Here is a 26,442-nt window from a genome sequence, read left to right on the forward strand (position 1 = left end):
CTAGACTTATTTACCATAATAAAAATCGTTTATTTTTAATAATAAAAAGCCACTCATTTGAGTGACTAATATTTTTATTGCTTATGAAAATATATTAAAAACTCCAACCATAAGATTTCACTTCAATTGTAGAAATATTTTTTATAACCTGGTGGTACATCAGGATAACTTAATTCGAAACCAGCTTCACTACCAGGTGCGATTCCTACATCAACACTACCTTTTAACGCTCCTAATAAATTTCCGTTTGCATCAAATAGTGCCGCAGCTAAACGTACATCATCTTGTTGTTCTTTAGTAATATTCTTGACAACACCAGTTACCTTGTATCCGAAATCTCCTGCGATACCTTTTGTACCACTAACTTCTAAAACGTTAGAATCCTGTTCGGTTTTATCGAAACTGAAATTAAATGTTGTTTCTGCATATGCATCAGCAGTTGTACCATCTAATGTTGTTGATTCAGAAATAATGGCAGTTTCACCAGGCAATATGACACTAGGAACAAGAGTCAAGATACTCAAATTAGTGAAGATCAAGTGTTAGATGAAGGTATTTACATTGGGGGTACTTTCTATTCCAAAGAGGAATTTGAATTACTATTGGATTAAGCTGTGTATGTTGAAAAAAGAGTCCAATATCTACATTCGCAATAACTAGCGCTATTGCAGGTACATAAATTTATAATACATAGAAGCTTATTTTGCTGAAAGAGCTTATAATGAACATAAAAAAATGGAACTAAAACAGATGGTCACACAGTAGATAGTAATAAAAATAAATTACCTATGACTGGAACTTCTCTTACTAGTCGTGACAGAACTGCAAATGGGGTTATAATAGAGGCCTGCGTATTAAAAAGGAGGTAAATATATGACAGAAAATGAATACTTAGAATTCATAAGCCACCTCGCAATGAATGATGAATTAAATTTTAGTTATAAAGATGATGATTATTGGATAAGTCATAATCCTGGTAAATCCTATCTAACAAGATCTACAGATCAATATTCTCAAGAATTTAATGGATATGAAGAACTCCTTGAAAAAGGAACAATAGAAGGCATGAAAATCTCAGAAATATATTCAGAAATAAAATGGTGAAATAGACTGTTTTATTGTTCAAAACAGAAAAGCTTTTAATGAATGTCTATTAGGAGCTTTTTGGGAAAGTAGTTAATAAATAGATAACAAAAGACCACTCCGTGATGGATGGTCTTAAAACCAAGGTAAACATTATAGTTATTAACCATTAATATATAAGCGTTGTAGTATGTCCTCCTGGAACGTCTATAGATCCAGATAGAATAAGTTTGAACCAACTGAAAAGCGTTTCAGATCCTTTGTTATCAAGGATTTGAAGTGCTTTTCCTTTTTTGAGAATAAGTTAGAAAAGGCTGGAGAATGAAAAGTAAGAAAAGTTTTTATGGAGAAAGAAAATATCGCTGCATACTAAAAAAAAGTTATAAAATTATCGTTTAATAGGCGGAGCATAAATCAATGTTTATGCTCTCTTTTTTTGTTTTTGTCTATAAACTCGTCACTTATACTGCTGATACGACGCTATCAGACGCTTCTCAAAAGCTACAAAAAGAAGAGGTTTTTTAAATCAATTTTGGATAGAAAGCCCTTCCCCCACAGCTTTAATATAACATTATTTCAATGTCCATAAGTTGAAAAATAAAGTGTTTCTATCATTTTCACAACTCCGAATAATTCCATTTTACCTCCTACGTTTTATTCCTTATTGTTTTTGTTCAGACATCGACGGATGGCAATCCCAGGGCGACGGATCGAATTAGCGGCGACGGAAAGGCAGGGCTTACCGACGGAAGAAAGTCTTAGAGCAATAATTTTAAAATAATTTACTATAAGACAAGTGTGACAGAGACTAGAAAAATCTTAACATTTATGCTTTGGATTTTTTTAGACTAATATAACTGATTTTTTGCCGTTTCAACGATTATTCAAAATAATACATTTGCATCTTGATTTCAAAGTAAAGAGGTTTAGAATATTTATCCTATTTTTAACACGTATTCGAGATCAATATAGTTCTAAAGGTAGCAACTATAAACATAGGTATTTTAACATAAAATTCAGAAAAAATTATTTCCAATAAGATACAAATATGGTAGAGTTAAAAAAGGTTGGATTAATGTTATTATTTGTGATATTACCTTTTGTTTACCAAAAAAGTGTTTTATAGGAGGTCGAAATGTGTGCTAATAAAGAAAAACATGTTGTAGTTGGTACTGGACCCCTTGGGCTTGCAGTAATGAGAGAGCTTCTAATTAGGGAGAAAGAGGTCATAATGGTTAACCAAAAGAGTTTCATCGAACTTCCTAAGGACGTAATTTTAATCCATGCGAATGTTTCAAACTTTGAAGAGTCAGCTAATGCATTTAAGGGAGCAACAGTTGTATATCATTGTGCCAAACCTGATTATACTAAGTGGCCAGAGCAATTTCCGAATTTAAACAAAGGGATTATTTATGGAACAAGTCAAGCAGGGGCTAAGTTGATTTATGCAGATAACCTTTTTATGTATGGTTCTTCTAAACAGCCGTACAATGAATCGTCATTAAATCTTGCGAGTGATCGGAAGGGGTTAGTTAGAGCTCAAATGGCTGAAGAAGTATTAGAAGCTCATTATAGTGGTACGATACGGGCCGCTATTGGAAGAGGACCTGATTTTTATGGTCCAAATGTTTTACATTCAATCCTAGGTGAAAGGGTATTTAAGTCTGCGTTACGAGGAAAAGCAGCTAAAGTAATTGGGTGTATAGATGTTCCCCATACACATATTTATATAAATGATTTCGCTAGAGGACTTGTAACTTTAGCAGAGAATGAAGAATCACTTGGAGAAATATGGCACATCCCGAGTGATACGACAGTCACTACTAAAGAGCTAATTCAACTAGTTTATAAAGAAATACAGAAAACATTGAAAGTACAATGTGCTCCGAAACAAATATTCCGATTAATGGCCTTGTTTAATCCTTATATGCGTGAAATGAAAGAGATTTATTATGTTTATAATCAACCATATATCGTTGATCATAGTAAGTATGAGCGTTCATTTGGTCTAGAGGTTACACCGCATGCAAAAGCTATAAAAGAAACGTTGGATTGGTATCGAAATAACCTCTATTAAGAAAGTAATTTACGGAAGACTTATCTAATTCTGTGAAGGTTTGATTTACATTCTTTATACGTAGTTAAGGAAGTACAAAGAAACAATACATTGCTACTTTAAACGCAAGATAAAAAAACTTCTTTTCAAAAACATAAAACTACTATAAGCGAGGGAATATGATGACATTAAAAGATAATTTAACAGAACCAATTGCGGTAATAGGTATTGGATGCCGTTTCCCAGGAGGTGTAAACTCACCAGAATCTTTCTGGGAGTTATTAAGTAATGAAGTGGACGCTATAACTGAAATTCCAAGTGATAGATGGAGCATATCAAACTTCTATAGTTCTAATAAAGTAAATCAAGGAAAATCAAATTCTATGTGGGGTGGATTTTTAGACAATGTAGATCAATTTGATGCCTCTTTCTTTGGCATATCTCCTAGGGAAGCAGCTTTATTAGATCCACAACAACGTTTGCTTCTAGAAGTTTGTTGGGAGGCTATGGAAAATTCAGGTCAAATGCAGGAACGTTTAGCAGGTACAAATGTGGGTGTTTTCATGGGTGCTTTCACTTTAGATTATAAATTATTGCAATTTTCGGAATCTAACAGACATTTAGTAGATGCACACTCAGCTACAGGCGCGATGATGACGTTATTGGCAAACCGAATTTCTTACACATATGATTTCCGTGGGCCAAGTATTACGGTTGATACAGCATGTTCTTCATCCCTTGTTGCGTTACATTTAGCTTGTCAAAGTATAAGGAATGGGGAAAGTACAATGGCACTCGCGGGCGGTGTCAATGTAATGATTAAGCCAGAATATTTTATTGCTGAATCTAAAGCAGGGATGTTATCAGCTGATGGGAGATCTAAAGCATTTGATTCTTCTGCTAATGGTTATGTACGTGGCGAAGGAGCAGGAGTTGTATTATTAAAACCACTTTCTCAAGCAATTAAGGATAATGACCCTATCCATGCAATTATTAGAGGTAGTGGGGTTAATCAAGATGGTAATTCCCAAGGTATTACTGTGCCAAGAGCAGAAGCACAAAAACAATTATTATGTGACGTTTATGAAAAGAGTGGTATTAAACCTAATCAGGTACAGTACGTAGAAGCTCATGGAACAGGAACGCCGGTTGGAGATCCTATAGAAGCTAATTCATTAGGAAGTATTTTGGGGGCTGATAGAATTCCTGAGGACAAATGTTATATCGGATCAGTTAAGACTAACATTGGGCATACGGAAGCTGCAGCTGGTGTAGCGGGATTAATTAAAACAATTCTTTGTTTGAAGAACCGTCAAATACCGGCTCATCTCCACCTTAAGAATGCCAACCCTGATATCGATTTTGAAAAGCTTAATATTAAAGTTCCAACAAAATTAACTGCTTGGCCAGAAACTGACGTAGCAATTGCTAGTGTTAATTCATTTGGATTCGGTGGAACAAATGCCCATGTGGTATTACAAGAATATGTACCTAATGAGACTATTCAGGACATAGACAAAACGGAGGATCTCCAAACAATAGTTTTATCTGCACGGAATACTCAGGCATTAAAAGACTATGCTAAAGATTTCAAAAGAGCTATTTCTAATAATAAATACTCATTACGTGATATTGGGTATAACGCTATTACAAGACGTAGCCATCATAGTCATCGATTAGCTATAACTACAAATTCTGTGGATGAATTAATTGAGAAATTAGATGTATTCCTGGAAGATGGGAAAGAAGCCGGTATTGTCTCAGGAGTCGCTGATAATAAAAAATCACCTTTAAGTTTAGTATTCACTGGAATGGGGCCTCAATGGTGGGCAATGGGTAGAGAACTTCTTCAAAAAGATGATGTGTTCCGTAAAGCTGTAGAGCAATGCGACGAAATATTTAAACGTCTTTCAGGGTGGTCAATAATTGAAGCTATGCTAGCTGATGAACTATCATCCAAAATGGAGGAAACTGAAGTTGCGCAGCCAGCTAATTTTATGCTACAAGTTGGTTTGGCTGAATTATGGAAATCTTGGGGAATAACACCTGATGCTATTGTAGGACATAGTGCTGGAGAAGTTGCAGCAGCTTATTGTGCTGGTGTTTACAGTTTAGAAGATGCAGTGAAGGTAATATACCATCGAAGTAATTTACAACAACGTACTACTGGATTAGGTCAGATGGTAGCGGTAGGATTATCTTTTGAAGAAGCTAGAATTGAAATTCTAGATCTTGATCATATATCTATAGCTGCTATTAATAGTCCTAATGCTGTAACGCTTGCTGGGGCTCCTGAATCCCTTGATATACTTATTGAATCACTCGAAAAGAAAAAAATATTTTATAAATACCTAAATGTTAAAGTTCCATATCATAGTCATTATATGGATCCTTTAAAAGAAGATATTTTAAATGCTCTTAAAGATATTAAAGTTCATAAACCACACACGCCAATCTATTCTACTGTAACTGGCAAGTTAATGAGTAATGACGACTTTAACGCCTACTATTGGTGGAAAAACGTAAGAGATTCAGTACTTTTTGCAGCAGCAGCGAATAATATGATTGAAGATGGTTTCTATAATTTTATAGAAGTAGGCCCACATCCTGTTTTAGCTAATTCTATTTCAGAATGCTTGTCACTTCATAACGTTCAAGGGCTAATAATCCCTTCTTTACGTCGCAAAGCCGTAGATAAGGAGGTATTATTCGGATCTCTTGGTGCCTTATATACAAAAGGGTATGCTATTAATTGGGATAACATACACAAAAAGGCGGATAATACGATCTGTTTCCCTACTTACCCTTGGCAGAGAGAACGTTATTGGCAAGAGTCTTTAATATCCGAACAAGAGCGACTGGGAACACATGTCCATTCATTACTAGGAAAAAAATTAAATACACCTGAGCCTACTTGGGAAAATGATTTAGATTTGAATCGCCTTCCTTATTTATGCGACCATCAAATTCAGGGTGCATATGTATATCCTGGGGCGGCATATGTTGAAATGATGTTAGCAGCATCAAAAGAATTATTTGGGGCTACTGGTTTCGTCTGTGGTGAAAGTGTTAAATTTAATAAAGCCTTGTTTTTAACATTAGGAGAGTCTGTAAAATTAAGACTGGTTTTTTCAGTGGAAAACTCAACAGTTTCTATTTATAGTCAGCCTACGGGAGTAAGTCAGGACTGGACATTACATGCTGAAGGGCAGATAAGACCGAACGTTAGTCTTAAATCTCAAAACAAAGAACTTCAAGTCTTAAAACAACGTTGTACTTTACAACTTTCCCGGGAACAATGTTATTTGCAATTCCGTAAATTCGGTCTTGAGTATGGGGAAACTTTCCAGGGAATTGAGACACTATGGCAAGGTGAGCAAGAAGCATTGGCGAAGATAAGTTTACACGAAATAATTGAAGCTCAATTGGATAAGTATGAAATACATCCTTCTATCTTGGATTTATGTTTCCAAGTACTTGCTGCTGCATTGCCATTCCAAGAGGACGAAGAGAATACGACAGTTTATATGCCTGTAGGTGTAGCAAAGGGAGCTCTACATCAAAAAGTTCGCTTAAATACAGATTTGTGGATTCATGCTTCTATTTTGAACAAAACAGAAACATCATTAGAGGGAGATATACACCTTTTTGATTCTGAAGGAAATATCATTATGGAAATTTTAGGATGTAATGCAGTGTCATTAAAGGATACTACATCATCTAACAAATCTTTAGGAACACAAGATATATATGAATTGCAATGGCATACTCAAGTAAGAAAAGAAGCTAATGAATATTCTCCTGTAAAAAATGTTTCTGACAAAGGATATTGGATCATTTTCGAAGACGAACGAAAAATAGGACATTCTGTTGCGGAAAAGCTAATTAAGGTAGGAGAGCACTGTTATTCTGTGCACCCAGGAGTTAAATACGAAAAAACAAATAATATATTTACTATAAACCCTTCAAATTCTGAAGATTTCGTTCTATTAATGGATGATATACTTTCTGATTCCACTCAATGTCGAGGAATTATTTATGGTTGGGCACTCGACAATAAAGTAACAGATATTTTAAACACAAATGGCTTGAATAGAGTGGAAGAATTGGGTTGTGTTGGTTTGCTTCACCTTGTTCAATCTATTGTTCACAAGCAGCTTCCAGATAATGTTCGATTATGGGTTGCAACAACTGGAGCACAGCAAGTAGGTACGGAAATTGGTTTGAATAATGTAGCTCAATCAGCTGTATGGGGGCTAGCTAAAGCAATTGGGCATCAGGAACATATGAATTTATGGGGAGGAATTATAGATTTAGATGATTCCTTGTCAGTTGAGAAAAATAGTAATCTCTTATTTGAAGAGATTTGGAATACAGATGGAGAAGATCATGTTGCCTTTAGACAAGGGGAACGTTTTGTTGTTCGGTTAGAAGAGGATGTTCAACTTAATAAGCCACTTCCAATTGTATTCAGACCAGATGCAAGTTACTTAATTACTGGTGGTTTTGGTGGTTTAGGATTATTAACGGCTCGCTGGATGATTAAAAAAGGAGCTAGGCATTTAATTTTAATGGGCCGTGGAAAATTCCACAATCGTTTAGATTGGGATAAAGTAGATATAGATAGTGTAGAAGGGAAGCGTATTACAGCTATAAAAGAGCTAGAGTCGATGGGAGCTACTATCCATATAGCTACTGCCGATGTATGTAATAAGAGCGAAATAGAGAAATCTCTGCTTCAATATTCTGAAGCTGGGTGGCCAGAAATCCGTGGAGTAATCCATACAGCCGGGGTAGCTCGACCACAATTATTATATCAAATGAATCAGCAAGAATTTACCGATGTTCTTCGTCCAAAAATGATTGGCGGATGGAACTTACATGAACATTTTGAAAACCAATTACTAGATTTCTTTGTTCTATTTTCATCCATTGCATCTGTTGTAGTTATGAGTGGACAGGCTAATTATTCAGCGGGCAATGCATTTTTAGATGGATTGGCACACTATCGAAGATCTCGAGGAATGCATGGATTAAGTATTAACTGGGGGCCATGGCTAGAATCTGGGATGGCTACACAGCTTGATTTGCTAAATTACTTTGATAATCGCGGTTTATATTCGATGACAAATAATCAAGGGCTTGAGGCACTTAACCAATTATTATGTCAGAATAGAGCGCAATTCAGTGTAGTAGGAGCAGATTGGCCAAAAGTAGCCGATAAAAACTATCCTCTTGGAAATGTACCTCCTATCATTGCCGAACTTGTTAATAAACATAGAGAATTACAAAGTCACACGGATAACTCAGAAGATAATTCGCTAGACTTTTTGAATAGTTTATTACAATTAAAGGATCGTAAAGAACAGCTATCACAACTTGAAGCACACATTATGGAATTGTCTTGTGCCGTGTTGCGTTTAAATCGTACACAGATAGAAGTAAATGTACCACTTAACGCTTTTGGTTTAGATTCCATGATGGCAATGGAGTTGAAAAATACAATTGAAGCAAGTCTTCAGGTTACTATTGCAGTTGTAGATTTATTACGTGGGGTAACTTCACAAGAGTTATCAATGAATATTATGGAAATGCTAGATAAAAAGCACAACTTAATCCAAGATGAAGAAGTAGGACAGATTATTTCGGATTTAGGAGAACTTTCAGAAGACAAAATAAACGATATTATTAGTTTAGTTGCAGCTGGGAGGGATCAAGTTGAATAAGTATCTTGATCAGATTGGAACACTTACAGATGAACAGAAAGCTTTGCTGGTCAATCAACTTAAGTCAAAGTTAATTGGCCGAGAAATCCCTAAAACTGAAAACCATACATTATCTTTTCCTCAGAAAAGATTATGGTTTTTAAGTCAATTAGATCCTGAAAGCTCTGCTTACAATATTCCTTCTGCTTTTCTGTTATTGGGAGAGCTTGATATTGATGTTTTGCAAACTTGTTTCAAAGAAGTAGCTAATAGACACGAAACACTTCGTACAAGTATTGTTGAAGATATAGACGGTGAACCTATAAGAAAAATAACGTCCGAATCTTCAGTGATGATGGAATTTTTAGATTTAAGAGAATTGCCTAAAGACGTACAACGTCAAGAGCGGAATAGAATCGTCAATGAGGAAATTCAAAAACCATTTAATTTAAAAAATGACTCTTCTTTATGGAGAGTCGTTTTACTTCAATTGAATGATGATGAACACTACCTAGTAGTTACAATGCATCATATTATCTTTGATGGGTGGTCTGTTACAGTATTATTACAAGAGCTTAGTGAGTTATATGGAGCTTTTATCAACAACACACCTTCTAAATTAATGAATCTTACAACACAATATTCTGACTACGTGTCATGGCAACAGAAGCATTTGACTGATGAACTTTTTCAAGAACAGCTAACATATTGGAAAACAGCCCTCGAAGGCTCTCCGCCTGTTTTAGAACTACCGACGACATACTTACGTCCGGCAATACAAACTTTTAAGGGATCCTCATATGTTTTTGAGTTATCAAAAGCAACAAGTGATAATTTGAAAAAATTATGTAATTCTGAAGAGTCGACAGCTTTTATGGCAATGCTTACAGTGTTTTATACCTTGTTATATCGTTACACTGGACAAGATGACATTATTGTTGGTGTTCCTATCTCAGGAAGAAACCGAAATGAATTCCAAAAGTTAATAGGTGTATTTGTTAATACTTTGCCTCTTCGTGTAAGGTTGTCTAGAAATGTAAGCTTTAAAAATTTACTTAAGCAGGTGAAGGAAGCTTCTTTAGAAGCTTTCTCTCACCAAGATGTTCCATTTGAGACAATTGTTCAGAATGTAGCTCCTGAAAGAAGCTCAAGTCTTAACCCGCTTTTTCAGGTTTTATTCACATATCAAAATGCGGTTCCAAATTATCGACTTAATAATGTATTGATGAATTATCAACCTATAGATGGTGGTACAGCAAAGTTCGATTTGTCTCTTGATATTTTAGATGGCGGAGATATTTATCCACAGAAGTGCATTTTGGAGTATAATACCGATCTATTTGATAGTACCTTTATTTACAAAATGGCAGAGCACTTCCAGATTCTACTAGAAAAAATTCTGTCTGAACCTGATAAGCCAATTGGTGAAATAAATTATTTGACAACCGAGGAATTGAATCAATTAAAGTTATGGAATGGAAATATAATTGATTTCCCTAAAGATGAAAACGTATGTACATGGTTTGAAAAACAAGTTGAGAGAAATCCAGATGCAATAGCCATCGTTTTCAAATATGATTCCATGACCTATAGGGAGCTTAATGTAAAAGCGAATCAACTTGCATCTTTGATTTTGAAACAAAAGGAAGTGGAGGATTCAATTATTGGGATATGTTTGCCTAAATCAATGGATTTAGTTATATCCGTTTTAGGGGTATTAAAAACAGGCCTAGCTTATCTACCAATGGATTCTTCATATCCAAGCGATCGACTACATTACATGCTCAAAGATTCCAAGGTAGCTACTATTATCACTAATAAAGTGCTTAATAGTTCACTCTTAGCTGAATCGAGCCTAAATACTATTGTTGTTGACGATACACAGATAAAAGAGAAGTTAAATCAAGAAAGTTCTACAAATAAGCCAATTAAGATTACTCCGGATAGTTTGGCTTATATCATCTACACATCCGGTTCTACAGGTCTTCCGAAAGGGACTATGGTTAGCCACAATAATTTGGTGCACACTTTTAATGGCTGGGAACATGAATATCAGTTAATGAATAATACTTCAGCCCATTTACAAATGGCCAGCTTTTCATTTGACGTATGCGTTGGTGACATTGTTCGTGCGCTATGCTCTGGCTCAAAATTAGTGTTATGTCCAGAAGATGTTTTATTAGACCCGGAACAACTATATCAACTTTTATTTCATGAAAAAATTGATTGTGCGGAGTTCGTCCCTGCAATTATTCGCAGTTTGTTACAGTACTTAGAAGATAGTCAACAAAAATTAGATTTTATGAAGTTAGTTATTGTCGGCTCAGATAGTTGGAAAATAGAGGAGTATCAGAAACTTTGTAATTATTGTGGGGCACAAACAAGGGTTATTAACTCTTACGGCCTAACAGAAGCAACAATTGATAGTTCTTACTTCGAGTGTGCTAATAATCAATTACAATCCAACGATTCATTGCCTATCGGTAAACCATTTCCTAATACCCAGCTACTGATCTTAGATGAATACCGTCAGGTAGTTCCAGTTGGCATTCCAGGTGAATTATACATCTCAGGTGATGGAGTTGCTCAAGGCTATCTTTATAAAAAAGAGCTAACTTCTGAAAGATTTATATTATTACCTGATGAATCAGGAACGATGAAAAGGGCATATAAAACAGGTGACTTAGCTAAATATTTACCAGATGGGAATATTGAATTAATTGGACGTTCAGACTTTCAAATAAAGATACGTGGATACCGAATCGAATTAAATGAAATTGAAAACAACATACTCCAGTATCCGGGGATTACTCAAAGTATTGTAGTTGTCAGAACCGGTAATTCCGAATTGCAGAGCTTAGTAGCTTATATCATTTGTCAGAAAAATAGTGCAGTTTCTATTCGGGATTTAAAAAGTTATTTAAATACGAAACTACCCGATTATATGGTTCCATCCTATATTGTTTTGCTAGACGCATTTCCATTAACCAATAATGGCAAGATTGATCGGAAGCAACTACCAGAACCAGATATTACTGAATGGAATATGCTTAATGAATACACACCAGCCAGAACGCTTACAGAAGAAATCTTGGTGGATATATGGAAAGAAGTATTTGGTGTTTCTAGAATTAGTGTGAATGATGATTTTTTCCAAATAGGGGGCTACTCTTTACTTGCCATGAAAATAACGGCTCAAGTAAGGAAGATTTTTAAGATTGAATTCTCGTTGCAAACTTTATTCAACTTTACAACTATTTCAAGATTGGCTATTGAAATTGATAACCTAAAAGGGAAAAATCAAGAGTACTTTGATGATAAGCAGCTACTTCCAGTTATTATACCTAATCTTCAAGACAGATATGAGCCATTCCCACTTACTGATATCCAACAAGCATACTGGATTGGACGTAATGATGTATACGAATTAGGTAATGTGGCTACACATAGTTATGATGAATATGAAGCACAATATTTAGATATTAATAAGTTCGAAGAGGCATGGAACTATTTAATAAAAAGACATGATATGTTAAGAACCGTAATAACACCAGACGGCAAACAACAAGTCTATCGAAAAGTACCTTATTATCCACTTACAATAACGGATTTGCGGGGGAAAAATCCTGATGAAGTAGAAAGTGCAGTTAAAGCTACAAGGGTAGAATTATCCCATCAAGTACTAGATATTTATAAGTGGCCAGTGTTTGATATAAGAATTACTCTACTTGAGGATCAAAAATCACTTATCCATTTTAGTTCAGATGCATTAATGTGGGATGTATGGAGCTTTGTTATTTTAATGAGGGAGCTAGTAACAATTTATCAAGGAAAAGAAAATGAGCTAGCACCATTGGAAATCTCTTTTAGAGACTACGTTATGGCAATTGAAGAATTCAAAAAAACAGATAAGTATAATAATGCTCTTGACTATTGGAAAAAGCGTGTTGATTCTTTACCTATGGCACCAGAGCTTCCTCTATCAAAAAGTCCGAAAGAATTAAGAAATCCACAATTTGTACGTCTTCACGAGAGTTTAGATTTCCAGTCATGGAAAAGATTGAAATCAAAAGCAATGAAAACGGGAATTACTACTACAGGTATTTTGTTAGCTGCATTTACAGAGGTCCTTAGATACTGGAGTAATAGCCCTGATTTTTCACTTAATCTAACATTCTTAAATCGAAATGCTGCACATCCTCAAGTAAATGATATTGTAGGAGAGTTTACATCAGTTAATTTATTGGCAGTATCGAATTCGAATGAATGCTCATTTATTGAGCGCGCAAGGAAGATCCAAGCTGATTTATGGAGTGACCTTGAAAATCATTATATTAGTGGTGTTCAAGTGCTTCGTGAAATGACAACGAAAAAAGGAGGCGCCTTTGAAGCAAAGATGCCTGTTGTCTTTACCAGTGCGTTAGTTGTTCCAATACCGGAGGAAAAAGATGTTCCGTTCCCTATTAAACCTGTGAATGTAAATGGTGTTACACAAACTTCCCAAGTATGGCTAGATTGCGGTGTTTGGGATGATCGTAACGGACTTTATTGTAATTGGGATGTAGTTGAGGAAATTTATCCCCCAGGCTTTATTCGTAGTATGTTTTCAACATTTTGGTCGTTAGTTACTCGACTTGCGAATGAGGAAGAGATTTGGAATCAGCAAGTTATTCCATTAATTCCTCTAGAACAACTTGAACTAAGAAATGACATTATTTTGAATGAAAACATTGAGTCGGCGGATCTTTTACATTCACTATTTAATCAAAAAGCGAAGAGTCAACCTGATTCTCCTGCGATTATCAGCAGACATAAAACAATGACATATGATGAAGTTTATAAATGGTCCAATAAAATAGGTAGATTTTTAAAGTATAAAGGAACTCAACCAAATCAATTAATAGCTATCTTTATGGAAAAAGGGTGGGAACAAGTTGTCAGTGTACTTGGTATTTTACAATCTGGTTCAGCATACTTACCTATTGATCCAGCACTTCCGAATGAACGTATTCTATATCTTCTGCGTTCTACGGGTGTAAAAATTATTCTTACCCAATCAGGAATGAAATCTCAAATAAAATTACCAGAAGAGATATCTATTTACGAAGTAAATGAGCAATTTTTGTCAGATTGGTCTGACGAACCGTTGCCATTTGTTCAAAGTCCCGATGATTTAGCCTATGTAATATTTACTTCTGGTTCCACAGGTGACCCAAAAGGAGTGATGATTACTCATTCTGGTGCAGTAAATACCATTATTGATATAAACAGCAAGTTTAATGTAACGGAGAAAGATCGTGTGATTGCACTATCAGCCTTACATTTTGACCTATCAGTCTACGATATATTCGGAAGTCTTGCCGCAGGTGCTAGTATTGTTATACCTGATGCAGATGAAGGGCTTAATCCAAAGCATTTGGAATGGCTTTTGAGCACTGAGAAAGTTACAGTGTGGAATTCAGTTCCTGCTTTAATGGAGATGTTTATGAATCATTTATCACAGAAAAATGGATATGCTGACAACCTTAGACTAGTTATGCTGAGCGGGGATTGGATAGCAGTTTCGTTGCCAGAACTTATTCGTTCGTATTCATCTACAGAATTAATTATAAGTTTAGGAGGTGCAACTGAGGCTTCTATTTGGTCTATTTTCTACCCTATTGAAAATTTGCAAGCTAGTAGTAAAAGTGTACCCTACGGAAAAGCGCTTTCCAAACAAAAAATGCTTGTCTTAAATGAGTCACTAGAACCTTGCCCTGATTGGGTTACAGGACAAATTTATATAGGTGGTATAGGATTGTCTACTGGATATTGGAAAGACCAAATCCGAACAAATGAGAGTTTTATCTATCATCCTAAGACGAAAGAACGTTTATACCGAACAGGAGATTTGGGTAGGTATTTACCAGATGGCAACATTGAATTTATAGGTAGAGAAGACTTTCAAATAAAAATTAATGGATATCGTATTGAAATAGGTGAAATTGAATATATGTTACTTCAACATCCTGCGATAAAAGATGTAGTTGTTACTGTTGCTGACGAAGGAACAACTAAAAGACTTATGGCTTTTTATATACAGGCTCATGGAGAAACTGTCGAGAGTAGAAATTTACGAACATTTCTAATTCAAAAATTACCCGAATATATGATTCCAAAAAATTATATAAAAGTTGATAAATTCCCTTTAACTTCAAATATGAAAGTAGATCGTCAACTTCTAATAAGAAATGTAGATGTAGAGAGCTTAACAATTAATTGTTACGAAAAACCTCGGACTGTAGTAGAAGAAAAAATAGCTGAAATATGGTCTAGTTTACTTGCATTGGATGAAATAGGCGTACACGATAGCTTTTATGAACTTGGAGGAGATTCTTTGCAATCAATGAAAATGATTGAGGAAATCCGAGATACTTATCAAATCAATTTCCCTTTAAGGGCGTTATTACAAATCAGTACAATTGAAGAGATGGCCACTTATATTGAAGAGCAATTGGAAATAGAAAACAATTCGGTTAAAGCAAGGTTGTCTGAAGGGAATGTTAAAAATGAATCAGTTAACTCTCATTAAGTACAATCCATGGATCGTTACTTTTAAAGCTGTAAAGGCACCACGTCTACGCATTTTTTGTTTCCCTTTCGCTGGGGGGAATGCCCTAACATATAAAGATTGGGGTGACTATTTACCTGAAGATGTTGAGGTATGCTGTATTCAATTACCTGGTAGAGGGAATCGATTGATCGAGAAGCCAATTTCTAATCTTCCGAATCTTTTAGAAGCACTCGAAGAAGCATTTTTGCCGTTTATAGATGATGTTCCTTTTGTATTTTTTGGGCATAGTATGGGCGCATTAATAGCCTTTGAGTTCACCCGTCATTTGGAGAAGCGTCATGGTATTCGTCCAGATTGTTTATTTGTCTCTGCTCACAGGGCACCACATTTACCACGGAAATCTTCAACTTTTTATCATACTCTACCAGATAATGAACTTTTAGAAAGGGTGAAGAGTCTAAATGGAACACCAGATTGGTTCTTTGAAGAGCAAGAGCTTGTTCAACTCTCTTTACCTATGATAAAAGCTGATTTAGAAATATGTGAGTGCTATGTTTATGAACAAGGGCCGTCTCTGAAAATTCCTATCATTGCGTTTGGCGGAACACGAGATAAAGAAGTGAGTGAAGAGAGTATTTTGCAGTGGGAAAAAATTACAAATTCATCCTTTCAAATGTTTTTGTTACCAGGGAATCATTTCTTTTTAAATAGCTCGCAGGATCGTCTTCTTTCTGAGATATATAAATATATACGTACCATATAAAGTCGTGTATAAATGGATAATCCCTGTTAACAGGATTTTAAAGAGCTTCGAAAATGTGTATACAATAGAGGGAAACATGGATTCTATATGGGTTCTAAACAACTTTTCTATCAAAAAGCGAGGGATATTTTTGAGTGATAATGAAAAATATGAACGTTCGATAAAGAGGGTTCGAGCATTGAAGAGTTTTTATATCCACTTATTTGTATATATAATTGTTAATTTAGGATTGATAATTATTAACTTATTCTCTTCACCGGGAAGCTTATGGTTTATTTATACTTTACTAGGGTGGGGAATCGGAATTGTAGCACATGGTATTTCAGTATTTAGTAGAGGCACGTTTTTGGGGGAAGAATGGGAGAAGAAGCAGTTAGAAAAATATATGAATAAAAAATAAATTTAACTTTAATAATAAATAATTTCGATTTACCTGAGACGTTTCAAAAGCTCAATGTTTTTGAAACGTTTTTTCTTCTATTTAGATGCATGAAAAGGATTTGTTGAATAGTTATCTCGGTAATTTGGACTGGAATTCCACCAATTCGAAGTGTTAAGTGCTTGATGTATCTAAGAGGCAAAAACTTAAATATGCAACTTATTAAAGAAAATAAACACCTTGTAGTTAATTTAATACATTTCATTTAGATTTTTAATTTTATGGAAAATTAGGTGGTATTATTATTTATAGTGGCATGGAGGTCTAGATGAAAATAAAGATAAATATCGAAAAGCAATATGATGAAATAGAAGTACACATTTATGCAAATGAATATAACGCTGAAATTGAACAGTTGATGAAACAATTAAAAAAGAATGAAGTTAATGTCATTGATGGGTATAGGGATAATGAAATTCACATGTTAAAAACAAATGATATTCACTGTATCTATGCAGAAGGTATAAAAGTTTTTTTTCAAACTGAAGAAGAAGAATTTGACTCAAAGCGGAGAATTTATGAATTGGAACAATTACTTGGCGACAAATTTGTGCGTGTCAATAAATCAACTCTTGTTAATATTTCCAAAATTACCTCTATACAATTAGGGCCACTTGGATCAACACAACTATTTTTAGAAAATGAGATTTCCGTTGTTGTGAGTCGAAATTATTTAAAGAAACTAAAACAAGCACTCGGTATTGGGAGGAATTAACAATAAAAATTTTACAAAATGGGATAATTGGACTTCTTATTGGATTAAGCACGTCCTATGTAATAATAACACTGGGTAGTGTTGCTAACCCAGGTAGTTTAATTAGTGGTCAAGATCTATTAAGAGAGCTATTGACTGCAGCAATTATGGGTATTTTAATTGGCATTGCAACACTTATATTTGAAACGGGAATTGTGTCTTTCAATGTCCAATTAACACTTCATTTCTGTTTTGTTACTATTTGTGTCTTCGTCGCAGGACTTGTCGGCTCTTGGTTTGAATTATCAAAATGGCATACCATCTGGCCTGTTTTTTTAATTGAAGCCATCGCCTATATCATTATTTGGATTCTATTATGGCTACTAACAAAGCGTGAAGTAGATGAAATTAATAACTTATTACAAAATAGAAAGAGAGGTTAGTTAAATGGAATTAGTAATTGACGTGAAAAATTTAGGTAAGAAATACGGTTCATATGAAGCAGTGAAGGGAATTTCGTTTGAGGTAAAGAAGGGTGCATTATTTGCATTTTTAGGGACAAATGGTGCTGGAAAATCTACATCTATTGAAATGTTGTGTACATTGTTGGAAAAAACTTCAGGAGATGTGAAAATTAATGGTGTGACTCTAGGTAGTCGAACAAATAATTATTTAATTCGAAAAGCAATTGGGGTTGTTTTTCAGCAAAGCATTTTGGACGCACGTCTAACAGTGAAAGAAAATATCTTACATCGAGGTAACATATATAACTTGACAAAAAAAGAATTACAAGAAAACTGGGGATTTGTGAATCGCTATTTACATTTAGAAGATATTGCGAAGAAAAAATATGGGACATTATCTGGCGGTCAAAAGCGACGTGCAGATATTGCAAGAGCAATTATTCATAAACCAACTATTTTATTTTTAGATGAACCCACAACAGGCCTTGATCCACAAACACGCGTCTTTGTTTGGGATGCAATTAAAAAACTACAAGAAGAAACGAATATGACAATTTTTTTGACTACTCATTATATGGAAGAAGCTGCTGTAGCAGATGAAATAGTGGTAATGAAGGAAGGAAAAATCGTGTCTAAAGGTACACCAAATACATTAAAAGAGCAATATACATATGATGAATTATTTGTCTTTTTTAATAACGGTGTAGATGGTTCATTATTACTAACGCAAAACAATCTTAATTTTGAAGAGAAAAATGGCGAGTACCGCGTGCGTGTTCAATCTACCATTCATGCACTTGATATTTTAAAGAAACTTCAGACTTTTATCAGCTCATTTGAAGTAAAGAAAGGTTCGATGGACGATGTATTTATTCGTATCAATGAGGAGGTGCCATTAACATGAACACAATGTTGAATTTGGTTAATAGGCATAATAAAGTATTTCGACGTGATCGTATGCTTGTGTTTTTTTCAATCTTATCAGTGATTATTGTTATCATGCTGTATGCGATTTTTATTCAAAAAACACAAGTAGATGCTATTGAACAATTAGTACCAGCATCGGATCACTTGAAAACTATGGTGAATGAATGGATGGTTGCAGGCTTACTCTCCATTATTGCTGTAACTACGACGCTAGCAGCTCTAGGTATTTATATAAAGGACTTAGAGACAAAAGTAATGGCTGATTTTTTAACAACTCCTAATGCACGTGCAAAAATTCAATTAAGCTATGTTATCAATTCCTTGCTTATTGGCTTTGTTTTATCGCTTATTGGGTTAATTGCATGTCAATTATTTATTGTGTTCATGGGCGGATCCTGGTTTACGTTTGAAAAAATAGTTCAACTCATTGGGATTATTGTACTTGCGGTTACACTAAGTAGTGTTTTTAACCTATTTCTTACTCTGTTAGTCTCAACACAAAATGCTTTTTCAACCTTAAATACAGTTGTAGGTACCGCTATTGGTTTTTTATGCGGAGTGTATGTGCCACTTGGCGCAGTACCTGATTTTGTACAAAAAATAATCATGGTATTCCCGATTAGTCATACAACAGTTTTGTTTAGAGAAGCTTTGATGCGTGATTCCCTTGATAAAGTTTTTGAAGGAGCACCTGAAGCAGGAAATACTTATGAAATTCAATTTGGTGTCCATTATGAATGGAACGATATGATTTTTTCTCCAATGCATAGTGTAATTTATATTATTGCTTCTATTATTGTTTTTACGCTTATCTCATTATGGCTATATGGCAGAAAAAACAAATAAATATTTACTCAACTTTCGTACACTAAAATATCAAGACATTACTTTCCAAACCTTAGTTAGGACGACCAACTAGCAGCAAATTATAATTACTACTTATTGATGGACTAGAGGTATTTATTGGTTAAATACACATTATAACTTCATTTGCACTAGTGGAAGAACCACATACGTACTTACCGTACGTATGTGGTTCTTTTTGTTAATCAGCATGTTTGTTTCCCTTATAGGAAAAGTGTTTAAAACAAAATTGAATATAAATTACCGTACTTGTAGATGCGTCCAAAAAATGTTAAAACGCCTACTACTGTTTATAAAGTTCATCCTTATGTCATAGTTAGAGTCATTGTATACAAGGTTTTGAACAGCTGAGAGCCAGCTCGAAGGACGATACGATTTTTATGCCGTTTTCCCTGTTTTAGAATAATTTATATAAAAAACGGAAAGGAATATGTGTAAAAATGTTGGAGTTGATAGTGATGGAATTTGATAAAGAGCAAGAAGTTTACTGCTACAGCTGTCGTAAAAAAACTGTATTTACTCGTAAAGATATGCATAATAAAAATGGGGTAGACAGTCACTGTAGTGAATGTTCTGGTATTTGGTTTGAATGGCAAAATCGAGCTGTGGAGAGAGAAATGGAAAAGTGGATTGAATATAATAAACGGCTCATAAATTAGCAGAGTTAATGATAGCAGTTGAATTTAAAACCATTTCAAATCACAATACGTCAACAAGAGGAGCTAAAACTTATAAAAAGCATTATAATATAATAGGAAGAAACTCAATAAAGAGAGATGGATTTTAATATGAACGAACAATTAGAAGATTGGATTACACGTTTTCAAAAGGAGAAAGATATAGAGGCTCTCGCAAACTTAAAAGATTATTGCTACTATATGATTGAACCTTTAATTGAGGAATTTACGGAGAAATACGGTGACGATGCTGGGGAGTTATTACGATTAAAATGGGATAAGCGTTTTTATTTTATTTTTACAAAGTATCAATTAAATGTTGGGCTGCCTTTAGATTCTTTCGTTAAAAATACGTACCGTTTTTATTTTATGCAGGTTTTAAAAAAAGCGGGCTATTGAATTACATATAGGGGAGTGTTTCAAATTTGAACATTGCTCCATAAAAAAATCCTTGGCTCGTATAAAAGCGAGACAAGGATTTTTGTGTTTTATCATGCTCTTTGGCAGGAGAATAACTGCCTATAAAAGCCTAATTGGGGAAGACTAATCTTCAGTAGGGGATGAAGAAACCCGCCTACTGATGAAAGTTTCTCTTTATTGATACATCATATCTTCTGCAAGGTTGGTAAATACCTCACCGATAATGGAGTCTTCATCATAAACGGAAGAACCAGTATTTTCCTCAGGTTGCGCAAATGGAATTTGAGCGAGGATACTTGTCTGAAGCTCATCTGCTAATTTTTCTGCGCCACCTTGACCGAATAAATAGTTCTTTTCACCATTTGAGTTTTCGAAGTAAGCCATGTTTTCAACAACACCAAGAATCGTATGTTTCGTATGTTGAGCCATCAGACCTGCACGAGAAGCAACATGAGAAGCTGCAAGATGTGGTGTTGTTACGATAATTTCCTGTGCTTGTGGAATCATTGCCGCCATATCAATGGCTACATCTCCTGTACCAGGTGGTAAGTCTATAAGGAGATAATCTAATTCATCCCAATGTGTATTGACAAGGAAATTACGAATCCATTTGTTGAGCATTGGGCCACGCCACATGACAGGTTGGTTTTCGTTTGTGAAAAATCCCATCGACATGATCTTCACACCATGACTTATTACTGGAATAGCTGTTTGGTCAATCATTGTTGGCTTTTGTTGAATCTTCATCATGGCAGGAATACTGAATCCATATATATCGGCGTCTAAAATACCTACACGTTTTCCAAGACGGGCAAGAGCTACTGCTAGGTTAATCGTCACGGTAGATTTTCCGACGCCACCTTTACCACTAGTAACTGCTATAAATTTGACACCTGAATCGGGTAGAAGCATTGTAGGCATACCTTTATCCGTAACATTTTGTGATTTTAAAGAAGTTGTTAGACTACGGCGCTCGTCATCTGTCATAGAACCAAATTTGATGGAGACTTTTGATGCACCGATCGTTGTCAACGCTTCTTCAACATCTTGTTGAATTTTTGCTTTTAAAGGACAACCTGGAATAGTCAAGATAATATCAAGTGAGATATGCGTACCATTGACTTGAATATTACGTACCATATTCAAGTCAACGATGCTTTTATGAAGTTCTGGGTCATCAACTTTCTGCAAAGTTTTTAAAATGTGCTCGTTCGTTAGCATATAAGAAATCATCCTCCTATTTTAGGCCTTTGCCAAGCCCTTTTAAGAAGTGAGCGCCAAAATTCACAGCACGATTAACATCAGGATCGTTTAGCATTTTGAACAGCTTAAAGGCACTAACTTTTTCGTCAGATTCAACGGCTTTGTTCGCTTCATCTAAGCCAGTATTTAAGCCTTCAATCAGCTTTGTTGTTGTCTCTGGGTTTAGCTCGGTTAATGCTCCCGCAACACCCATTAAGTTGTTGATGATATTCGTAACAGGCTTACGCGTTAATTGACCAAGAGCGATATGTGCAACATCCTCTTTTGCTTCAAGTAGTTTCGTAGCTGCTTCTAGTGCTCCAATATCATTTAGTTCTGCCATGATCGTAAAGACCTGGTTAACCATTTCTTCATTCTCAGAAAGAAGTTGCTTTAAATTCCCTAACTTTTCTTCCTTTAGTTGTTCTTCTGTTTTTTGCTCTTTTTGAATTGTCGTAATTGGTGCTGCCATGAACTCACTCCCTTTCGTTAGTTGTTAAGTGAACGTAGCCAGGACGATTCCATTTGCGTTGTACCTCAACACCATTTTGTGGATGACGTTTTTTATAACGCGGGTTTGTTCTAGGAAGTGGTGATTTTCCTTTTTGTTTCAATACTTCTACGCGTACTTTTGTTTGTTTGTACGCCGGTGTCGATGTATTGATGTCTCCAGCTGGGCCCGTTAAGAAATTAATCGCTGAATCTTTGCTAACAGAGTTCATAGGTAAGAAAAGTTCATTTCCTTGTACGCGATCTGTTACTAGGGCATTTAATTTTAATGCGCCTTGAGGAGACACTAAACGAAGAAGAGCTCCATCTTCTATGCCGCGTTCTTTTGCTAGTTCTGGTGATACTTCAACAAAAATTTCAGGTACTTTCGATTGAATACCTTTTGATTTATTTGTCATATTACCTTCATGGAAGTGTTCAAGCATACGGCCATTGTTAATATGACAGTCATATTGCGCTTCATATTCAACCGGTCTAATCCAATCATTTAAAGCAAAACGAGCTTTTTTGTCAGGGAAGTTAAAACCATCCTCATATAGTAAAGGTGTGTCTTTACCATCATGGCTACCCCAACAGAAGCTACCCCAATTTTCTAATACATCATAGTTCGCTTGCGAGAAGAATGGAGCAAGACTAGCCATTTCAGCAAAGATTTCACTTGGGTGACTGTAATTCCAGTCAGCACCTAGGCGACGTGCTACTAATTGAAGGATTTCCCAATCGGCTTTTGATTCACCAAGTGTTGGTAATACTTGATATAGTCGTTGTACACGACGCTCTGTATTCGTGAACGTACCTTCTTTTTCAAGAGAAGGTGCTGCTGGTAAAATAACATCCGCATATTGTGCTGTACGTGAAAGGAAGCAATCTTGTACAACAAAGAAGTCTAATTGTGAAAGTACTTTATCTACATGGTTAGCATCGCAATCTACAAGTGCCATATCTTCCCCAACTAAATACATTGCTTTCATTTTACCTTCCATGATAGCATCTAACATTGCCATATTCGTACGACCTGGTTCAGGTTTGATTTTCACACCATATGCTTCTTCAAATTTCTTACGTGCTTCGTCGTCTATTACTTTTTGATTACCTGGTAATAGATTTGGTAGTGTACCCATATCACAAGCACCTTGAACATTGTTGTGACCACGAAGAGGGTAGGCACCTGCACCTGGACGACGATAGTTACCAGTAGCTAGAAGTAGGTTAGAAATTGCAGCTGATGTATATGAGCCACCTGTATTTTGTGTAACACCCATACCCCAAAGTACACATGTACCGTCAGCATCACGAATCATTTCAGCAACATTTATCAACGTTTCTTTTGAAATGCCCGTTTCTTTTTCTGCATATTCTAGTGTGTATGTTTCAAGTACATCTTTAAAATCATCAAAGAAGTGCACGTTCTCTTTAATGAAGGCTTCATCATGCCAACCTTGATCGATCATATATTTTGTAACGGCCATTAACCATACTTGGTCTGTTCCTTGTTTTGGACGCATGAAAATATCAGAACGCTCAGCCATTTCATGTTTACGAACGTCGGCAACAATTAATTTTTGACCGTGTAACTTATGGGCACGTTTTACACGAGTAGCTAAAACAGGGTGACCTTCTGCAGGGTTTGCCCCAACAATAATAACGAGGCCAGCTTTTGCGATATCTTTGATCGTTCCAGCGTCGCCACCTATACCAACTGTGCGTAGTAGGCCATCTGTAGCTGGAGATTGACAATAGCGTGAGCAGTTATCAACGTCGTTTGTTTCGAATAATTGACGTGCCATTTTTTGAATTAAGTAGTTTTCTTCGTTTGTAATTTTTGAAGAAGAAATAAAGCCGACAGAACCAGAACCGTGTTCTTTTTGAATGCCACCTAGTTTAGTAGCAATTAAGTCAAGTGCTTCATCCCATGAGGATTCAACAAATGCATCATTTTTACGAATTAATGGTTTTGTAATTCGTTCTTCAGAGTTGATGAAGTCCCAACCGAATTTTCCTTTTACACAAGTAGAAATAGCATTTACAGGACCGTCAGAAGGTTGCACTTTTAAAATTTTGCGGTCTTTTGTCCAAACTTCGAACGAACAACCTACTCCACAGAAAGTACAAACTGTTTTTGTTTTCTTCGTACGTTTACTACGCATTGCAGCTTCGACTTCAGAAACAGCGAAGATACCGCTATACCCAGGTTCAACTTCCTTAATTAAATTAATCATCGGATCTAATGTATCTTGTTTAAGCCCAGTCATAAAACCAGCTTCACCAAGCATTGATTTTTCCATTAAGGCATTACATGGACAAACTGTAACACATTGTCCACAGCCTACACATGAAGAATCGTTAATGGCAACGCCTTCATCCCAAATTACTTTTGGTCTCTCGGCTTCCCAGTCAAGAGATAATGTTTCATTAACTTGTAAGTTTTGACAAACCTCTACACATTGTCCACATGCGATACATTGGTTTGGATCATATCGATAAAACGGGTGAGACATGTCTACTTCGTGTGGTTCAACTTTTGGTTGATAAGGATATTTTTGATGTTCGATTTCCATTAATTCTGCTGTGTTGTGTAATGAACAATTTCCGTTGTTATTATCGCAAACTGTACAGTACAGCAAATGATTTTCTAGTAAACGGTCCATCGCTTCCGTTTGTGCAGCTTTCGCTTTATCAGAAGTAAGTTGGATATCCATGCCGTTTAGTGCTTTTGTTGAACAAGAGCGAACTAATTGTCCATTCACTTCGACGATACATGTATCACAAGTTTCGATAGGATCAACAGATGGTACATGACAAATTTGTGGATGGGCGATGCCATTTTGATTAATGGTATCAAGTATTGTAGCTCCCTCTGCTACATCATACGGTTGGCCATTAATTTTAATTGTAGTCAAGGTATTTTCCTCCTTTTGCTCTTTGAGACTTATTTGACAACAGGTTAATACTTAGGATAAACGGGAATAGAGTTACGAGTTTTTTTATTTTAATTGTCTTGTTATTTTTTAAAAATTGTCTTGTTAATGTCATTTCCCAATTTGTCCAATCTCTACACCAACATAGATGCAAAAACATGTAGTATTAGTTGTCGATGTTGATATTGCTCAAAAATAAAAAAATCCACCATGAAAAGGCATGTACTAACATGCTATTTATTCATGGTGGATAAAATTCTTAACAGGCCTTGCTAAAAATTCAATCAACTTTTATTTTTTATTCAATATAACTATAGAATTTAAATATTAAAACCACCATGCCTATAGTTCAAACTTATTGTATGAAACCATGACAAAGGAATCAAAATACTTTCATTCCATATGTAATACCAATTATTATAGCCTTTTCAGCCAAAATCGACAATATTTATAATAAAATTTATCTTCATTCAGTAGAAATCCCTATCTCAGAAGGTAGTTAGATAAATTCAGATGTAGCTTCTTTTTCAATAGGTTTCCCTACTTCCTGAATGAAGATAAAGCCTCCGGCGGATGTCACGGATTTTGAATTGTGCGGGCACAATTCAAAATCCGGACGCAATTACGCCAAGGCTTAATTGATCGAGGACTGATAATAATTATCATTGGATATTTTCTCTTTAATTTTTATTTAAGTTGCTATATTATTAACAAACTGTAAGGGTGACCCCGTGAACATTGGATAAAAAAGATTAATTACGTTGGGAGAATCGTTAAAATGTCAAAAAAAGTGCATGAGTTCAACGACATTATTCGAAAACTACGCAAAGATATATTTGGAAAAGGACCAGAGCGTATTCATACAGTTTTCGTAGAGAACATGGCTGTCTCAACTTTATATGGTAATATCACACCGACAGAAAAATTTATTGCGAGTACGCCTGAAGGGTTAAAAATGGTTCATGCTGCACGTACAAGAATGATTCAAGATTTGTATACTAAATCACCTCCAGACGGCATGGAAGAATTGATGGGCACTAAGTTACTCCATTTATTTTCAGATATCAAAATTGAAGAGGATTTTGCTATTTCTGTCTTTGTTTTTGAAGATAATATTAGTGAATAAA

At 35.3% G+C, this 26,442-nt stretch carries 17 protein-coding genes; 13 read left to right on the forward strand and 4 right to left on the reverse strand.

Annotation, left to right across the window (positions count from 1 at the left end; all coding sequences use genetic code 11):
- Positions 1-122 precede the first annotated feature (122 nt).
- On the reverse strand, positions 123-524 hold the full coding sequence (locus ACIPKN_RS01660; protein ID WP_400932794.1) for an FxLYD domain-containing protein: 402 nt from the start codon (positions 522-524) through the stop codon (positions 123-125).
- A gap of 349 nt (positions 525-873) precedes the next feature.
- Between ACIPKN_RS01660 and ACIPKN_RS01665 the strand changes: the two genes are divergently transcribed.
- The 12 genes from ACIPKN_RS01665 to ACIPKN_RS01720 all read left to right on the forward strand — a co-directional run bounded on the left by ACIPKN_RS01665 (position 874) and on the right by ACIPKN_RS01720 (position 20,624).
- Positions 874-1,104, forward strand: coding sequence for a hypothetical protein (locus tag ACIPKN_RS01665; protein WP_400932796.1), 231 nt, complete (start codon positions 874-876; stop codon positions 1,102-1,104).
- A gap of 1,114 nt (positions 1,105-2,218) precedes the next feature.
- Positions 2,219-3,160 carry an NAD-dependent epimerase/dehydratase family protein gene (locus tag ACIPKN_RS01670; protein ID WP_400932798.1) on the forward strand — a complete coding sequence of 314 codons (942 nt, stop codon included), beginning with the start codon at positions 2,219-2,221 and terminating at the stop codon, positions 3,158-3,160.
- Positions 3,161-3,318: 158 nt separating this feature from the next.
- Positions 3,319-8,865 carry a type I polyketide synthase gene (locus ACIPKN_RS01675; RefSeq protein WP_400932800.1) on the forward strand — a complete coding sequence of 1,849 codons (5,547 nt, stop codon included), beginning with the start codon at positions 3,319-3,321 and terminating at the stop codon, positions 8,863-8,865.
- Positions 8,858-15,415 carry an amino acid adenylation domain-containing protein gene (locus ACIPKN_RS01680; RefSeq protein ID WP_400932802.1) on the forward strand — a complete coding sequence of 2,186 codons (6,558 nt, stop codon included), beginning with the start codon at positions 8,858-8,860 and terminating at the stop codon, positions 15,413-15,415. Before ACIPKN_RS01675 ends, ACIPKN_RS01680 begins: the two co-directional genes overlap by 8 nt.
- Positions 15,393-16,160, forward strand: a complete 768-nt coding sequence (locus ACIPKN_RS01685; RefSeq protein WP_400932804.1) for a thioesterase II family protein — start codon at positions 15,393-15,395, stop codon at positions 16,158-16,160. Before ACIPKN_RS01680 ends, ACIPKN_RS01685 begins: the two co-directional genes overlap by 23 nt.
- A gap of 130 nt (positions 16,161-16,290) precedes the next feature.
- Positions 16,291-16,560, forward strand: a complete 270-nt coding sequence (locus ACIPKN_RS01690; RefSeq protein ID WP_400932806.1) for a 2TM domain-containing protein — start codon at positions 16,291-16,293, stop codon at positions 16,558-16,560.
- A 307-nt stretch (positions 16,561-16,867) separates the two neighbouring features.
- A complete protein-coding gene (locus ACIPKN_RS01695; protein ID WP_142509079.1) occupies positions 16,868-17,314 on the forward strand; it encodes a LytTR family DNA-binding domain-containing protein in 447 nt (148 codons plus the stop codon).
- A gap of 8 nt (positions 17,315-17,322) precedes the next feature.
- Positions 17,323-17,736, forward strand: a complete 414-nt coding sequence (locus tag ACIPKN_RS01700; RefSeq protein ID WP_483869515.1) for a DUF3021 family protein — start codon at positions 17,323-17,325, stop codon at positions 17,734-17,736.
- A 4-nt stretch (positions 17,737-17,740) separates the two neighbouring features.
- The gene (locus ACIPKN_RS01705; protein WP_400932809.1) at positions 17,741-18,661 is read left to right on the forward strand and encodes an ABC transporter ATP-binding protein; all 921 of its coding nucleotides are present in this window, start codon (positions 17,741-17,743) and stop codon (positions 18,659-18,661) included.
- On the forward strand, positions 18,658-19,530 hold the full coding sequence (locus ACIPKN_RS01710) for an ABC transporter permease (protein WP_400932811.1): 873 nt from the start codon (positions 18,658-18,660) through the stop codon (positions 19,528-19,530). Before ACIPKN_RS01705 ends, ACIPKN_RS01710 begins: the two co-directional genes overlap by 4 nt.
- Positions 19,531-20,006: 476 nt before the next feature.
- Complete coding sequence (locus tag ACIPKN_RS01715; protein WP_400932813.1) at positions 20,007-20,207, forward strand: hypothetical protein; 201 nt, start codon at positions 20,007-20,009, stop codon at positions 20,205-20,207.
- 129 nt (positions 20,208-20,336) lie between these two features.
- The gene (locus ACIPKN_RS01720; protein ID WP_132357049.1) at positions 20,337-20,624 is read left to right on the forward strand and encodes a hypothetical protein; all 288 of its coding nucleotides are present in this window, start codon (positions 20,337-20,339) and stop codon (positions 20,622-20,624) included.
- Positions 20,625-20,819: 195 nt separating this feature from the next.
- Here ACIPKN_RS01720 and ACIPKN_RS01725 read toward each other — a convergent pair whose 3' ends face one another.
- Genes ACIPKN_RS01725 through fdhF form a run of 3 tightly spaced genes read right to left on the reverse strand, consistent with a single transcriptional unit; the run spans position 20,820 to position 25,297 of the window.
- Complete coding sequence (locus ACIPKN_RS01725; protein ID WP_400932816.1) at positions 20,820-21,866, reverse strand: Mrp/NBP35 family ATP-binding protein; 1,047 nt, start codon at positions 21,864-21,866, stop codon at positions 20,820-20,822.
- Positions 21,867-21,882: 16 nt separating this feature from the next.
- Entirely contained in the window at positions 21,883-22,359 is a 477-nt protein-coding gene (locus ACIPKN_RS01730) for a helical membrane plugin domain-containing protein (RefSeq protein ID WP_400932818.1), read from the reverse strand.
- A 4-nt stretch (positions 22,360-22,363) separates the two neighbouring features.
- Entirely contained in the window at positions 22,364-25,297 is a 2,934-nt protein-coding gene (gene fdhF / locus ACIPKN_RS01735) for a formate dehydrogenase subunit alpha (protein ID WP_400932820.1), read from the reverse strand.
- A gap of 796 nt (positions 25,298-26,093) precedes the next feature.
- Between fdhF and ACIPKN_RS01740 the strand changes: the two genes are divergently transcribed.
- Positions 26,094-26,441 carry a Na-translocating system protein MpsC family protein gene (locus ACIPKN_RS01740; RefSeq protein WP_132357045.1) on the forward strand — a complete coding sequence of 116 codons (348 nt, stop codon included), beginning with the start codon at positions 26,094-26,096 and terminating at the stop codon, positions 26,439-26,441.
- Position 26,442 lies beyond the last annotated feature (1 nt).

The organism is Lysinibacillus sp. NPDC086135 (genome assembly GCF_044746345.1).
In the GTDB taxonomy this organism is placed as follows: domain Bacteria; phylum Bacillota; class Bacilli; order Bacillales_A; family Planococcaceae; genus Lysinibacillus.